We start from the raw sequence: 15152 nt of genomic DNA on the forward strand, positions 1-15152 counted from the left end.
GGCTTTTTTACGCGCCCTTGTCTTCGCCCCGCTCGGGCCTTCAGTGTTTCTATATGCTGGTCCATATCTCCAATGTGTTGGCCTTGATGATCGGCACCGCACGGGCTGTCACCAGTCGGCCAGCGGCAACCGTGAGGTCGGCGGCCAGCAGTTCGGCGGCGCCACGGTCGGCGTCGTTGTAGGGGTTGTAGCGAACTTCGTTCTTGCCGGCGGCAGCGGCGACACGTTCTTCGCCAGGGTTTGGAATGCCCCAGCCCAAGGCCCGCATTTTTGCGGAAAGCGCCCCGGCGTCCTCGCGCGCCATGCCGGCGAACTGGACGTAAACCGTCTGTGGGCTCTGCTGGATACGCAGCCGGTCCTTCAGCGTGTTGAGTGCGTTGCGATCCTGCTCACCGATAACAGTCTGGCCGTCGGCTGCCGAAAGGGCGAGATCGGCAACCGCCCGGCGCGCGCCGGCAAACATAGCCAGCCAGTCCGGGCGTTCCCACAATTCAGGCGGTACCCCAAGCAGGGTCTCAAGCACGTTGCGGCGCCCCGCCGGTGTCAGCCCGCTTATGCTTTGCAGGCCGGCCATCTCGACGAGAGCCGCGACGATCTTCTGCCGTTCGACCACCGGAAGGTCTGCGTCTTCGAGGACGGCAATCAGGTCACCGCGCAGTGCATCATTTGCGCCGTCGAGCAGCTTGACGCGAGCCGCCAGTTCGTCGGCCGCGGTTCCATTGGGGCCGCGGTTCTTCAGTGAATCCGTCCATTCGATGAGAGGGTCGAAATTGAGGCTCGTGAGCCTTTCAAGCTCGGCAACCGGGAGCCGATACTGCTCGACGTTGAACGCCCCCGTAGCGTCGGCTGGAATGAAGAACGCATCGACCTCAAATTCCGGCTCCCTCACCTCTCCCTTCACGGCCGCCGACACCGAGGACACCGCGAGCTTCCAATAGGCATAAGGGACCGGCACGCCGTCGACCGGCTGGTCCGCGGGCCGGAAGACAGGACCACTGAAGATGGTCACCCGATTGGCGAGCGGATTGTGCTGCGAGCGAACCCAGTTTTCGAGCGGCACCCATCGGCTGCCGTAGAAAGTACGCGGCTGCGGCATCGTGTTTGGCAGGAAAGAGGCATACTGCGCCAGCTTGAGCGCCGCCGTTGCCGGATCGCCGGCGAACTCCGGACCCCAGGCGATGTCGCTGGCACTTGCAAATCGCGCCGCCAGCCAGGGCCGGTCCGCGCGAAAGTACCAGTTGGGACGAGGCTGGTAGTCGACCGACAATCGGCTGTCGGGTTTCAGTCTGCTGGCGGTGAATTGCAGCGGCAACCTCTGCGACCGATCCAGGTTGACGGCCGAATAGATGGCCATGCGATGAGTTCGGCACATGACCAGCGAGTAGTTGATGTAATCAAGCGGCGGCGCCACGGCGTCGTTGGCCAGGTCGTCGGTTATCCTGGGCAAGCCGATCGTGGCCCCTATGAAATCGACCTTGTATCCCGAAAGAACGTTAGGCTGTTTGTCTATGTCTTTGCCAAGCAGCGGTTCAAGCGCGGCGCGCAGCGGCGCCGGCAATTGGTCGAGCGCGACCTCGCCGCTTTTGACCTGCCCGGCCAGCTCGACCAGCACCCCCTGTCGCAAATCGGGCGCCAACTTGTCCAGGGACACGCTGCCGAGTTTGAGCTGTTCGACCACAAGCAAGATCGCGGATCGCAAAGTGGCCTGCGTGGCTTGCTGCTCGGCCAGCGTCTTGGCGGCGTCTTCCGCCTTCTTCTCGGCAACGGCAAGTGCAGCCTCGGCTCGCTGGCGTGCGTCTTCCGTCTTTTCAAGGGCGGTGGAAAGCTTTCCATTGAGCTTTGCGACCTCACTCGCCGTCGTCTCGGCATCCTTGCGCGCGTCAACAGCGTCATTTCTCTGGACGTAGGCGAAATAGGTGGTTGCCCCAAGGATCGCGGCCAGGATGGCAAACAGCGCGATCAATATATTCTTGCTGCGATCGCGCTGCTTCTGGCTGTCGGTCTCCGCCTTGGCGCTCGCCTCGACGAACTCGGCGATGTCCGGCCCCTGCGGCAGCTCCGCCGCCTCCTTCAGCGCTTCGCCGCGCAGGAGATAGCCGGGATAGCCGGTGTTCTTCCATTGCCGCGCCTGGGCGGCCACGCGAATGCGAAAGCGCTCGGTCAGCTCGTCCGAACTCAGTTCGTCGTCGGATGCGAAGCCGTCGCCGGATTCGGCACCGTCTTTGGTCGCGACGGCCATTGATTCAGGAACGGCGATGGCGACCGTTCCTGAATCGTTGATTTCACGCGATGCCGATTCGGAGTCAACCGCGACGGCAATTGGCTCTGTTGTTTCGAGCCCACCGCCACCTGCGAAAGACGCGAGCCGCACCGGGCTGACGTCGGCTGAGGTGATGCCCGGCCGCGTGACTAGTTCGGCGGACCAATAATCGAGTATGCGCTGCGCCGCGCGCCGGTCGGATTCCCGCGCGATGGTGCTGCCGGCGCGCCGTGCCTTGGCCAGGAAGTCGCGGATGGCCTGCGCATCGGGGGCCGTGTTGTCGATGCTGGCTTCCGTCGTCTCGGCGCCGGCCTTGTCGCTGCGGCTCATCGATGGGTCGACGGCTTCATTGCTGCTGGCGATGCGCATCAGCTCGAGATGTGCGATCCGGATGTCGCTCAGCGAAATAAAATCGGCCGGAGTTTCGGTCTCCGTGCCTGTCGCAAGTTCATCGCTCATGGCCCCAGGTCCTCAATGATCTTGTGCAAAGGCGTGCTGACGCGGACGATCGAGGCGCATTCCGTTTTCAGCGCCAGATCGACCTGGACGAAGCGTTGCTGGGCCTCGTCCCGATAGGCTTCGAAGGCAAGGATGAAGGCGGTATCGACGGTCTCGCGCGATAGCTGGTCGTTGACGTCGGTGGAGTAGTCGACGAGCGTCGCCCGCCACGCTCCAGTGGGGTCGAGGTCGGCAAGAACCTTGACCTTCACTTCCAGGTTTCGCCACAGCGGCGAAAACTGGAACGGCAGCGACTTGTCCGCCGCAGCGCCCCCTTCTATCGGCTCGATCATGTCGGTAAGGCTGGCCAGCTTGTTGTCGATGTCCTGCCATAGCTTGTGCTCGACGACGCGCGCATAGATGGTCGAGGACAGCACCATGATCGCGTCATGCGCGGCCTTGATCAAGGGCACGGACGGCTCTTCTGCAGGAAGTTTGCCGGCTATCGTATCTAGACCGGTGGCCAAAAGTCCGAAGGGCAGGTTCTTTGCCGTGACGAAAATCTGCTGGTTGAGCCGCGACGGCACGACGCGCAGCACGGTGCGCACGTCAAACAGCGCGTCGTAGGCGTCCGGAGACTTGTTATCGATGGCAGCCTGCAACTTGATCGCAGCCGCCTTGAGGTCGTCGAGCCAGGCCTGCTCGATATCGTGAAGCGCCGGCCCCGCCGGCAGTTCCATGACCGACTCTCCGATAGAGACACAGAAGAGCTTCAATATTTTGAGGAAATTGCGCATGACGCGGACCTGCTCCAGGTCGGCCCCCATGTCGCGGGCGGCGACCAGCAGGTTCTGGAAGCTGCCGATGCCGTATTGAAAACTCTGCAGATGGTCATGCAGGTCCTTGTAGGTCTTGAGGACATCGATCTGGCTGGTGACATTGGTGAGGCCGTTGTCGGCGGCAAGCGTGGCCTGAATGTCCTTGGACTGCTGGTTGACGGCGTTGAAGCCTGCGAGCGCGGTGTTGACCCGATCGTCGGTCGTCATGCCGGGCAACTCGGCCGTCGGTTTCTGGCCCGCGGCGAGTTCGTCCAGATAGGCCTTGAACCGGGCCGCGCACTGCGGATTTTGCGCCACGACGGCAGTCATAAGCGCCTGCGACAGTTTATTGGTCAACGCATAGTCAAGGATGTTGAACCAGACTGTAAGCGCCGCCCCCTGGAGGTTGATGGCGCCAGCGACGATTCCAGCGTCCTTGGTTACCTGCAACCAATCGGGAGGCAATGGGTAGAGATCAGCCAGTTGAAGCCTGAGGTCGAAATAGGCGCTGATCTCTGAACTCCCTGGTGTTTGGTGTCTGGCGTTATAAACCGTCACATCCGAAAAATTTTACATGCCGTAGTCCCAAATCGCCGCGCATCGAGCTGCGCCATCGGTCTGCATAGCTCACCATCTACACAGGCTTGGCCGCGAGGTCCTGGATGATGGTGTCGATCGCAATGCCCTCGTTGCGATAATATGTGCTTTTGGTAGGCGCGTTGGGCTCGGTGAGCCAGCCTCCGCTGTGATGCAGCGCAATCAGGTTCCAGTCGGTGTCGAAGACCGGCGAGCCCGACGAACCCGGCAGTGTGTCGGTCAGATACTGGACGCGGCCGCCGCCGACGAAGGCCACGACATTGGCGACGAACGAAATCTGTTTCTGCGCACCGCCGGGATGCTGGATGATATTGACGTGATCGCCGACCTTCACGGCCATGGGCTTCATGTCCAGCTCGCCCCACTTGGAAGCATCGCCCTTGATGCGGACGGCTGACCAATCATTGTCGTTGGAGGTACGAAGAGGCACGGCGGTGTCGATGTCGAACTGGTCGAGCGGCGCGTCGAGCCCGGCAACGGTGCGCTGATAGTTGAACTGGACCACCGTGCCCGCCAATGAAGCGTCGTCAGGCAAGACATGGTTGTTGGTGATCAGTATCCCGCCGGTGGTCATGAAGCCGGTGCCGGAGCTGCCATCCGCACGCTTGATGCGCACCACCGATCTTGCCCTGACAAGGCCGAGTTCGAGATAGCTGATCGGCACCAGCGTGCTCTTGTCGCCAAGGATTTTTTCGAGCTGGGCCGGCGCCGTCGCGCCGCTCCAATTGGCGGTCGCGGGGCCTTCGACCGGCGGCGGCGGGGCGTGCTGCTTTGCCTGCAGCAGTGCTTGGTCGCCGGGATTCTCATCGAGTGCAAAGGCGACGAGGTCATCGGCCCTGGTCTCCTGCTTTGCGCGCTGGACAATCGCAAACCAGTTGTTGATCGCCTTGTTGTCAAAGGCGATCTGGGCAGTCGAAAGACCGACACCTTTGGCAACACGCACGCCGTCGCCGATCATCGGGTAGAGGTTGGCGAGGATGCGGTTGAGACTGTTCAGTTCGGAGTGCGTCCATTCGGTCATGGGATTCCCTCCGACCCTAAGCCTTCTTCTTCCGCTTGCGTGATCCCGCCCGCATTGCAATTTCGCCGCCACGAACCGTTTCGTACTGGTCGGCGTCGACAATCGATTTGTCGAAGGTGATGCCGGTCATTTCGGAGATTTCGGTTAGCGGGTACATGGCGCCGATGAATTCGTCGGAGACGGCAAACTCCAGCTCCGTGTCCGACAGATCCTGTTCGAGGACGAAGCCATAGCTGGCGAGCCCGTCTGTGACGCGCGCCACGATCACCTTCCAGAAACGGCGCGGCACCGGCGCGCGAAGACTTGTTCCCTTGGGGCCTTTGCCGGCAAAGGTTCGGTCGTCATCGGCGAGCACCGGGCCAGCGAAGACACACAGCCGTTCGCTCGCCGCCTCCGACAGGACGTGGTTCTCAAGATCGCCCCAGTTCTTCTCGCCCCTGTCGGAGCGGTTGTAGCCTTCGACCTGGGGCGAGCAGTTGGTGACATGGAAGGAACAGACATTGCCCCTGAGCAGCAACTCGAAGGTGCTGCCCCAGGCCACGTCATCGCGCCTGACGATATGGCCCTTGTCGAAGGCGCCCTGATCCTGGGTGTAGAAGACGTCGGGGATCTGATACTTGTCGTCGAGCCGCAGATCCGGGAACCAGCGCTCGCTGAACAGGCCGCCGCGCGAATAGTTGCGGCCCTTTTCCGGCTCGCGCAGATTGCTCTCCTCGGTGACGTTGGAGGCGGTGAACAGCGCCAGCCGCCGCTTGGCGTGCATCTTGAGCGAAAAATTCTGGTAGTCGAGTTGCGTGCCGCCGGCCTTGAGCGGCGCCAGCACGGAGAGGTCGGTGGCCTCAGGCATCGGCACAACGACCGGCGCGAGTTTAGTGCCGCCAGAGAGAAATTTCTCGTCGTAGCCCTTATAGCCGGCATAGTCCGCGACCGTTTTGGGAACGAATGCGCCGCCTGGAGGGGTCGACTTGGCCGCTTCGAGCTCGACCGATTCCGTGACCGCTTCATGGGCAGGCGTTGCGCCGAGCGAGACGGTGATGCGCAACGGCACTTCGAAAGTGACGCTGCCGCCCGGCGAAACGACGACGCCTCCGGATGGAGGCGTCTGGGTGGCGACGCCCGGGATCTGCTGGACGCCGCCGACTTCAACCAGGTTTACGCCCTCGGCCGGCGACCCGCTGTCCGCCTTGTTCCACCATGCGCCCCAATCGTTTGGGCCGCCGCTGGCGGCGCCGGCGAAATTGAGGCCGAGGTCGACGACACGCTGGTCCTTGGCCAGCGCGCCGGTCGGCACGGCGTAGTTACGCTCGAGATAGCGGCCGGCGAAATGCAGCGCCACGACCTCGCCGGTGGCGAGGTTGATCATGGCGGTACCGGAGTTGCCGCCAGTGGTCGAGCAATCATGTGTCGCCGCGCTGACGATCTTGCCGAAACTCTCCGTATCGAAGCCGCCCTGCAGCATGCCCGGTTGCAGGCGCTTGACCTGGAAACGATTGCGCATGAGCTCGTTCTGGACGTCGACCGCGTTGCGATTGTCGAACGCGGGATAGCCGATGGCGACGACTTCCTGGCGCAGCATATCGCGCGCGTCGGCGACCGCGAGCGACAGCGGCGTGATGTTGTCGGGCAGGCCTTCGACTTCGAGGATCGCCATGTCCCAATAGGGATGGATCATCCGGACATTGCGGATCTTGAAGACGTTTCCCGCCGCCGAATCGCGCTTGAAGTCGATGCCGGCGGCGCGGCCGTTGATGAATTGCAGATTGCAGTCGCCAAGGCCGTCCGCAAATATCTGCGCCACATGACGATTGGTCATCAACAGGTTGCGGCCGACGACGAAGCCCGTGCCGCCGTAAGGGATATTGGTGTTCCACAACAGTTCGATACGCCCGATCGCCGGCAGGGCGGCTTCGATGCGCTGCTTCAATGCGGCCTCGCTGGTAAGCTTCGTCCACAGCGAATGGCCAGGTGTCGGAGCGCCGTCGAAAGTCAGCGTCGTAAAGGTGCCATCCTTGATGTCATAGACCGGCCGCAACTCCGGGATGATTATGGCTTCCAGATCGGAAAGCTGCTCGGGCGCGACTTCGGCGCCCCGCGCGAGGCTCTCCATGCCAGCGCGCGCCGATTCAAACGCCGCCTCCGTCTTGCCGGCTTCCGCAGGCGCAAGGGATTCCAGAGCGCCGCCTGCCATCGTCTCCACGTTGCCGAGGACCGATTCAGTCCCCTCGCCCCCGGTGACGAGATCGAGATATTGACGGATTCGCTGCTCTCTGCTGACCGGCATAGTCGCCCCCAAAGGTTCTGTCGAAGTAAATAACTGTATTGCCCCATTTTAGACTGGTGCATTTCTGATTGGCAGGCAAGGAAACAAATCAACTCGCGTCGAAGATGACCGGAGTGCAACGTCGGCATGTCTTTGCCGCAGTCGCTCGCGCGATGTATGACGCTCGCATTATTTCAGCGATGCCGTATGTGATCTCCGTCACAGACGCTCACGCTGTTTGCGCCCACCTATCGCAACGGGTGGAAGGGCCATTGCGGCCGCTCGGTTTTACAGAAATTTTATCACCTATCCATTTTTATCAGTTGGCGCCTGCACGCGCGGCTCCTCTCGCCGCGCGTGCAGGCGGCTTTCCGCCCGGCACGAGCCAGGCACTGGGCGCGACCACTGCGCCAAGCCTTTACAAGGCGTAATCGCAAGGGATGAACGCCGGCCTTTGACGCGGTGCACTCTTGCCTTAGACTTCGGCCCTTAAACTTCGCCGATTGCGGCAATTGGGAATTTGGAACATGGCTTTTGGCGGCCCAAACGACAGAAACGATCTGCCGCGCCTGGCACGCATCGATCCAAAGCTGTTCGATATCCTGTTCAGCGGCTGCAAGGTCGAGCGCTACGCCGCCGGCCAGCATCTGTTCGTCCAGGAAGATGCCGCCGACCGGATCTACGGGGTGATGAGCGGCACGGTGGAAATCTCGATCTATTCGCCTGGCGGGCAGAAGCTGGTGGCCAATATCGAGCTGTCGCGCAGCCTCGTCGGCGAGATCGGCGCGCTTGACGGGCGGCCACGCACCGCCACCGCCATCTGCCTGACCGCTTGCGAGCTGGTTTCGCTCAGCAGGACACAACTCTTTGATCGCATTGAGAGAAATCCACCGCTGGCACGCGCGATGATCGAACTTCTGTGCGCCCGGCTGCGCTGGGTCAGCGGCGAACTCGGCGACCAGGCCTTCTTCGGCATCGAGGCGAGGCTCGCCAAACGCCTAGTCTTCCTGGCCAAGGTGATGGCCGACAGCGCCGGCTGGATCCCGATCTCGCAATCGGAACTCGGAGAGTTCCTCGGCGCCACGCGCGAGTCCGTCAACAAGACGCTCAACGACTGGCGCAACCGCTCGTTCATTGCCATCAAACGCGGCGGCCTGCGCATCACCGACACCGGGGCGCTGCGCCATATCGCCGAATCGCAGGACGACGACTGACGCCGATCCCGAATAGCCCCGGCTAAGACTCAGAGCCGCGAAATCAGGTAGCGCAGCGCCGAGCGGCTGGGCATGAAGAAGTATCCACCACCCTTGGTGGTGACGAATTGCGGCATGTCACGGAGCATCGTGACCTTTTCCCATGACGGAATGGTGAACCTGCCATCACCGCTGCGCGAACCAATCGTCGGGTCCTTTTCAGCGACGAGGCCCTGGAACGTGGCCGACGAAACCCAGGTCTGCTGAATGAATTCGTACTGGCGCTCTATGTCGGCGTTGAGGCACATGAACAGCAGCCCTTTTTCGACCTTGCCATTCTTGCCGTCCTGCTTCTCATAGGTACGGCCGACCCGCAGGATACGATGGCGCTTGCCGATATTGATCTGCGTATCGCGGTCCTCACCCAGCGAGTCGCGTGGGTTGGAACGGCGAATGTGGGCACCAAGCGGGCAGCGATGGCCTTGCGGATCCTCGGCGCCAGCGGCGAAGTTGTTGTCGATGACGCGTCCCGGATGATCGGGGTTGCGCACCAGCGAGCTACCGTTCTGCCAGCGGCCGAGCATCTTGGCGGCAATCCAGTCTTGCGTGATGGCTTGGTTGCCGAGTTGGCTCGCGACCAAGGCTGCAGCCTTTTTGCAGTAGTTGTTGAAGACGTCGACGTGCTGCTCGAACTGGCGAATAACCAGGAATGAACCGTTGCGCCCGAAATCGCGCGGCGGTGGCGGCAGGCCCGGAATCAGCCGGCTACGGCGCACCTGCGAAAGGATTCCAGTCCGATCGCGTGATGCGCTTACCGAGGGCGAGGCTGGATAGAACCCATGCTCATCACGATAGCCGAACAGGAACTCGCCGGGCGCGACCAGATGCATGGGCGCGGCGCCCCTGCTGGCGCGGGTCGTGCCCCGGACAATCGGCTGCGAAATCCCGTCCGCGAAACCGAAATGCTCGTAGGCTGGCCCACGTTCCGACCGATCGTCACGCTTTGCCCCGTCGGACGATTTCGTCTTCGTGTCGGTCGGACCCCGGTTTACGGCGAGCGGCAGTTCGGCGACGACCTTCATGCCTGCACCGGTCGTCTTTCGTCTCACGGTGGCAATCTCGGTCTTCAACCGTCCCGGGTCTTCAGCATAGCAGACGATGACCAGGTCCACAGGGTTCTCCGGCGACCCCCACTCCCATTCGTCCGGGCCGTCGCGGCCTCGGTCGTCCAGTATGCGCCCACGCTCGGGGTTGCCCATGCCATGGCGAAAGGCGATCGGAAATGTTTCCAGTGGATCGCCCTCCACACCCTCGTCGAGCCCAAACTGCCGCAGGCCACCGGGACCAAAGGCGACTATCATAGCGCGCCCGGCGGGCCTGCCTTCGCCGAAACTCGTCTGCTCGACAACGAAATCGAGCCAGGCTCTGCGCTTGGGCGCCGGCAACTTGTCCGGCACCCGGATCGCAAGCATATGCGAATAAGCGAGCGGGCCGAGCGGGCCGAAGAAGATGGACTGGATCTCGCCGGTTTCCAGCTGCTGTTCGAGAGGCGCCGGAAAGGCAGAGCTGATATTGGCCAGCAGCGAAGTGGTCTTTTGAACGGTGGTTGTTTCGCTCGCCGGGCGCCGTAGCGAACCGAACAAGCTCAGCCAGTCGCGCGCCTCGTTGCCGACGGCGGAAGCAATGCCGCGCCTGACCCGGGAATTGATCCGGATGCGCTCTGTGTTGATTTGGGGATAGGCGGAGTACCAGAACAGGGTCGGCACCTGCTGGCGCCGCGCCCAGCGCTTGAAACGATCGCCGTCGCGCGCGCCGTCCAGGAACAGCCATCGTGTGCGTGGATAGCCCACGGTGTTGCTCCACACGCCGGTCAGGCCAGCGGACGCCTTGGCGATGAAGTCCTCAAGATAGCTTTCCCAGCTGCCGCCGTAGTTGGAGAAGAACATCAATCGGTTGGAGGCGGGCAGCAGTATCCAGCGGGCGAAATGGATGGTGTTGATTGTGTTGAGGAAGCCTGGCTTGAATACCTTCTGGGCAGCTATCGAGATCAGGTAGAAGGAAAACCTGAGCGCCAGCCGCCGCAGAATGCCGGCCTTCATCGTCGAAATCGCAGTCAGATGGTTTTGTGCCGCGTGGCCCTCCTTGACGAGTATCGCGTTCAATTCAGATATGCCGATCGATGTGCTTTCCGGCCGATCCCTGTCCTCGCGGCGTCGCAGCGCCAGCAAGCACGAAAACGCCAGCAGCGCCGCTGCCACCAACACTCCAAGTCCCGACAACAGAAGTGAGGTGATTGCTACGGCTATGGCGGTGAAGGAGATTTCCTGGGAACTGATGTCGATAGATCTGCCGAACACCACACCGTAGGTCATGTACCAGCAAGCAGCCCAGATGATCGCCACCGTGACGAAGACCGGCGGCACCAGCAACGTCGTCATCAGGGCACGGCCCCAATGACCCGGCGGCTTTTCGAGCAGGCTTTCGGCCGGCTCGAACGCCCAGGCAAACGTCCCTAATGACTGGACACGCTGGCGAACTTCAGCGAGCACGGCAGGAGCGTTGCCGGCGCCTTTGCGTGGCCGCTCGACGATGTCGCGCACGGCTTCGAAAAGCTGCTGCTCGGCCTTGATACGCTGGACCGAGTGCCCCGGCGTGCCCGAAAACACCAGTCCGGCATTGCTGCCGAAGGACGGCGATATGTCGACATTGTGCTTGCGCAGGAAATCGTTCAATGCGCCGCCATCGCGCAGATCGCAGACATCCTTGAAGATCGGCCGCAGCCGGTGCCCGATGGCGTGCGTGACCGCATCGATGACATCGTCGATGCTGCCGTCACCGGAAATCTCGAGAACCAGAGCTCCTTTTTCCCGACCGGAATCAGCGCCGATCTCGCCGGTGCCGACCACGGTCAGGCTGGTGAAGTGGACGGTGCCGGCAATGTCGAGCGCGGTGCGGATATCTTCGACGGCCGGGTTGCCGAGGCTGGCAACCTTGTCGCGGACAGCATCCAGCGACGCGGATCGGGTGACCGGGCAGACCACCGTCACCATGGACTGCGTTACGGTGCGGCAGAGTTCTGCCCGTTCGAAATCGACCTTGAGGGTTTCGGGATAGGCGCCGATGCGGGTCATCCGCCCGGCCTTGCCGGGCATGCGGCGCACGCCCTGCTTCTGGAACAGGGCGCGCAGGCTTTCGCCGATCTGGATCCTGGCGATCTCGGCGCCGATGCACTGATGAATGCCGTGGCCGAACACCATGTAGTCGCGATGCGGGCGCGATGTGTCGAACTGGTCCGGGTTCTGCACGGCGTCCGCATCGAACATCGCCGACAGCGTCGCCGGCATCACCACCGTGCCGGCTTTCACCAGGCGCTCGCGGCGCGTGCCCTTGCCGATGATCGCGTCGCGGGCCGTGTAGCGCCAGGGGCCGACCCAGATCGGCTTGAAGCGCATGGCTTCAAGGACGGCCCTGTCGAGCTTGGCGGTATCGTTTTCGGCCAATGCGGCATCGATAGCCTGCCGTGCGTCGGGCCGCGACAGGATCACGTCGAGGCAATTGCCGGCGGCCAGCACATTGGTCGGGACGAAGCCGGCGATCATGCCCAGCATGATCGAATTGAGGTCATCCCGCGACAGGCGGCCCTGATCCATCTGGACAACCAGCCTCGCCAGCGGTTGCTCGGCCTTCAAGCCCCGGTCCCTAGCCGACTGGATGGAGCGATCGATGACTTTGAGAAGACGGTCGCCCGCCACCACTGCGAGTTCGCGCATGACGGGGCTCGCCGTCGGGTCCGAAAAGAACAGCGCACTCAGCGCGATCGCCCAGTCGGCGAATTCGGATTCATCGTCCATCTCGACGCCGAAATAATCGCGGCAGATGTGCACCGGGACGATCTTCATCAACCTGGAGATCGCATCGAAGCCGGGGCTGGCGCGCGTCATGATCTCTTGCGAATGACGCGCCGCGATCGGCCTGACGGCGGCTTCGACCTCGGCCGGCGGGAATGCACTCAGCACCGACGATTTCATGCGCCGGTAGTCGGCGCCGTCCTGCATGCCGAGGATGAAGTTGGATCCCCGGGCAAGCTCGGTCATTTCCGGGCCGTATGGGGTCTGGAATTCGTCGCCGCGCTCCAATATGTCGCGGACATCGGCGTTCTTGGTGACCACGAGAACACCGAAGAGCTTGCCGGTCGGCCGGAAACGCCGCAACAAGGAAAGCGCCCAGCGGGGGTCTTCGGCCAGAGACCCGACGATGCGCGCAATCAGCCCTGTCTTCCGGATCCGGCCGAGATCGAAGGGCGGCATTTCCGACAGCGGGCGCTGGTTTTTCTGGGCCGCGCGAATAGCGTCGAAATACTTCAGTTCGGTCATGCGCGTTCAAGCCCCCCGGCTATCCACGTTATTGCGATGCCGGCCGTTCAACGCCTAGGTTTGCATCGGTTGCACGTATGTGAATCTTTTCACAGTTGGTCCATGTTCCAGCCAGCATTGACGCCATGTTCATTTGGCCAGTCGGAAATTGGCGACGAGGAACTCGTTCGCGGCCTTGTCGGTGAAAGGTATCCAGCGCACACGCTGTTCTGAAAAATCAGGATGCCGGGTGGTGAAAATGGTCATCTCGCGCCGCGCCTGTTCCGGCCGGCCGCTTCGCATCAGCGCGCCGATCTTCAGGAACCTGGAATAAAAATAGCCGGGAGACAGGTTGAGCGAGCGATCGGCGGCAGCGATCGCCGCCGGCCAGTTCTCGACCAAACAGTAGGCCGCCGTCAGTTCCCCCAGATTGTGGAAGCGGTAGAGGTCGAACGGGCTCAATCGCTCGGTATCGAGAAAGAACGGTATCGCTGACGCGGCATTGCCGAGCAGCAGCTGGGCGCTGCCCATGGCCGAGCGCGCGAAGGCAAAGCTCGGATTGATGTGGATCGCTTCCTCGAAATGGTCGACGGCCGATCGCGGTTCGCCGCGCATGATGTCGACGGCGCCGAGATGGGCGTGCGGGCGTGCATCCAGGCTGTCCACCAGCAACGCCTTGCGGGCAAACTGCTCGACCTTGTTCAAATCGTCGCTGTCGCCGAAACGCAGCCATGCCCGCCAGAAATACCACCACGCCAGTTCATTGAGCACGGCGCTCGAGTTGGCGTCCTCGCGGTACGCCTTCTGGAAGAACTCGAGTGCGGTTTCGGTGTCGCCACGGGTGCGCCGGTTCATGTGCCAGCGGCCGCGTCGCACCAGTTGCCAGGTCTCCAGGCTTTCCCAGGGAACCTGGAAGGTGCGTGCCTGTTCCGCCCGGTCGACCTCCTTGTCGAGGATCGAAACAATCTCAGCGCCGATCTGGTCGCGCAGGTTGAAGATGTCGACCAGATCGCGATCGAAGCGCTGCGACCACACCAGCCGCCCGTTGGACGCGTCGGCCAGCGAGGTGTTGAGGCGGATCTGGCCACCATTGCGCATCAGCGTGCCGCTGACGATGTAGCGCGCGCCGAGCGCGTTGCCGATCACCCGGGTGCCCAGCGTGTCGTCGCGGAACTGGAAGCTGGAGCCCTTGGCGATGACCGAGAGCCATCTGGTGTTGGATAGACCATAGATGATGTCCTCGGCGATGCCGTCGGCCATGTAGCCGATGTCATGCTCGCCGCCATCGGCGTGGAAGGGCAGGACGGCGATCGCCGGCGGCCCCTTGGACGACAGCTTCTGCTGCGCATTGGCCTGGGGAATGGCCGCGAACGACGCCGCCGGCGAGGATCCGTTGCCGCTGCGGCCGGCGATCAGAACGCGCACCGGCAAGGCGATGTTCTTCAGCCTGAATTCGCCGAGATCGGTGAATTCGGCCGCCGTCTTGTCCTTCACATGGTGCCAGGTCGTCTCCGAAACGGCGAGACCGTCGCCCGGCGCGAATTCCTGGATTCTCGCGGCGATGTTGACGTCGTCGCCGTAGAGGCGGCCACCACGCACGATGACGTCGCCGGTGTTGATGCCGGCGCGAAACGGCATGCGCATATCGTCGGCAACCTCGGCGTTGAGGGCGACGATGCGGCCCTGGAAATCAAAGGCCGCGCGCAACGCCTCGATCGGATTGCCGAACTCGGCCATGATGCTGTCGCCGGCGTCGCCGAACGTGCGGCCGCCAAATGTGCCACAGCTGTCGGCGATGATGTCGCGCCGTTCCTCGAATGCCGCGACAGCAGACTCGTCGTCGATGCCCATCAGCCGGGAGAACCCGACGGCATCGATAGAAATGATTGTCGCCAGCTGACGGGTGTAGTTCCGTACAGCCATGTTCGAGCCCCCGCTCCCTTCTGGTTCTGGTCCAGCACAGGCGACGACCCGTTCCTGAAACACTTCGCCGCGCGCTGAGAGATGAAGATTCCGGCGGGGTTGGCGCGCCATGCCACCCCGCCAGGACCAGAAGTCTAGCAGGGTCTTGGGCAAAGCTCTACCACCATCGGGTTGTCCAGCGCGGGCCGTGGCAGCACTCATGGTTGGCCGGCGGTTGGCGCAAATATTGGCGTGCCGTAGCTCTGAGCGCGGCGATCCAGGGCTTCACGGAACCTGCGCGACGTCAGCAC

The 15152-nt window shown here is 62.6% G+C and carries 8 protein-coding genes; 2 read left to right on the forward strand and 6 right to left on the reverse strand.

Features of this window, described 5'->3' with window-relative positions; genetic code table 11:
* Nucleotides 1-49: 49 nt before the first annotated feature.
* From NLY43_RS01005 to NLY43_RS01020, 4 genes are all read right to left on the reverse strand, one after another.
* Nucleotides 50-2719, reverse strand: coding sequence for a DNA/RNA non-specific endonuclease (locus tag NLY43_RS01005; RefSeq protein ID WP_023710500.1), 2670 nt, complete (start codon nt 2717-2719; stop codon nt 50-52).
* On the reverse strand, nt 2716-3846 hold the full coding sequence (locus NLY43_RS01010) for a hypothetical protein (RefSeq protein WP_155921533.1): 1131 nt from the start codon (nt 3844-3846) through the stop codon (nt 2716-2718). The genes NLY43_RS01005 and NLY43_RS01010 overlap by 4 nt, the downstream gene beginning before the upstream one ends.
* Nucleotides 3847-4150: 304 nt before the next feature.
* A complete protein-coding gene (locus tag NLY43_RS01015; protein WP_023710499.1) occupies nt 4151-5134 on the reverse strand; it encodes a trypsin-like peptidase domain-containing protein in 984 nt (327 codons plus the stop codon).
* A 16-nt stretch (nt 5135-5150) separates the two neighbouring features.
* A complete protein-coding gene (locus tag NLY43_RS01020; protein ID WP_286459466.1) occupies nt 5151-7415 on the reverse strand; it encodes a DNA/RNA non-specific endonuclease in 2265 nt (754 codons plus the stop codon).
* Nucleotides 7416-7483: 68 nt separating this feature from the next.
* Here NLY43_RS01020 and NLY43_RS01025 point away from each other — a divergent pair, with 68 nt between their 5' ends.
* Both NLY43_RS01025 and NLY43_RS01030 read left to right on the forward strand, forming a co-directional pair.
* On the forward strand, nt 7484-7825 hold the full coding sequence (locus NLY43_RS01025) for a hypothetical protein (RefSeq protein WP_156936196.1): 342 nt from the start codon (nt 7484-7486) through the stop codon (nt 7823-7825).
* 96 nt (nt 7826-7921) lie between these two features.
* Nucleotides 7922-8608 carry a Crp/Fnr family transcriptional regulator gene (locus NLY43_RS01030; RefSeq protein WP_023668987.1) on the forward strand — a complete coding sequence of 229 codons (687 nt, stop codon included), beginning with the start codon at nt 7922-7924 and terminating at the stop codon, nt 8606-8608.
* Between the two features lie 29 nt (nt 8609-8637).
* Here the strand turns inward: NLY43_RS01030 and NLY43_RS01035 are convergent, their stop codons facing one another.
* Both NLY43_RS01035 and NLY43_RS01040 read right to left on the reverse strand, forming a co-directional pair.
* Nucleotides 8638-12960 carry a cytochrome P450 gene (locus NLY43_RS01035; protein WP_023710497.1) on the reverse strand — a complete coding sequence of 1441 codons (4323 nt, stop codon included), beginning with the start codon at nt 12958-12960 and terminating at the stop codon, nt 8638-8640.
* A gap of 129 nt (nt 12961-13089) precedes the next feature.
* Nucleotides 13090-14862 (reverse strand): adenylate/guanylate cyclase domain-containing protein, encoded by a 1773-nt coding sequence (locus NLY43_RS01040; RefSeq protein ID WP_023668989.1) that lies wholly within the window; start codon nt 14860-14862, stop codon nt 13090-13092.
* Nucleotides 14863-15152 lie beyond the last annotated feature (290 nt).

Origin of the sequence: Mesorhizobium sp. C416B, assembly GCF_030323165.1 — a bacterium.
Lineage (GTDB): Bacteria > Pseudomonadota > Alphaproteobacteria > Rhizobiales > Rhizobiaceae > Mesorhizobium.

What these genes read in the sequence shown, in the direction of transcription:
- NLY43_RS01005 (WP_023710500.1), bottom strand. Translation starts at nt 2,719, where the DNA reads ATGAGCGATGAACTTGCGACAGGCACGGAGACCGAAACTCCGGCCGAT.
- NLY43_RS01010 (WP_155921533.1), bottom strand. Translation starts at nt 3,846, where the DNA reads ATGACTGCCGTCGTGGCGCAAAATCCGCAGTGCGCGGCCCGGTTCAAG.
- NLY43_RS01015 (WP_023710499.1), bottom strand. Translation starts at nt 5,134, where the DNA reads ATGACCGAATGGACGCACTCCGAACTGAACAGTCTCAACCGCATCCTC.
- NLY43_RS01020 (WP_286459466.1), bottom strand. Translation starts at nt 7,415, where the DNA reads ATGCCGGTCAGCAGAGAGCAGCGAATCCGTCAATATCTCGATCTCGTC.
- NLY43_RS01030 (WP_023668987.1), top strand. Translation starts at nt 7,922, where the DNA reads ATGGCTTTTGGCGGCCCAAACGACAGAAACGATCTGCCGCGCCTGGCA.
- NLY43_RS01035 (WP_023710497.1), bottom strand. Translation starts at nt 12,960, where the DNA reads ATGACCGAACTGAAGTATTTCGACGCTATTCGCGCGGCCCAGAAAAAC.
- NLY43_RS01040 (WP_023668989.1), bottom strand. Translation starts at nt 14,862, where the DNA reads ATGGCTGTACGGAACTACACCCGTCAGCTGGCGACAATCATTTCTATC.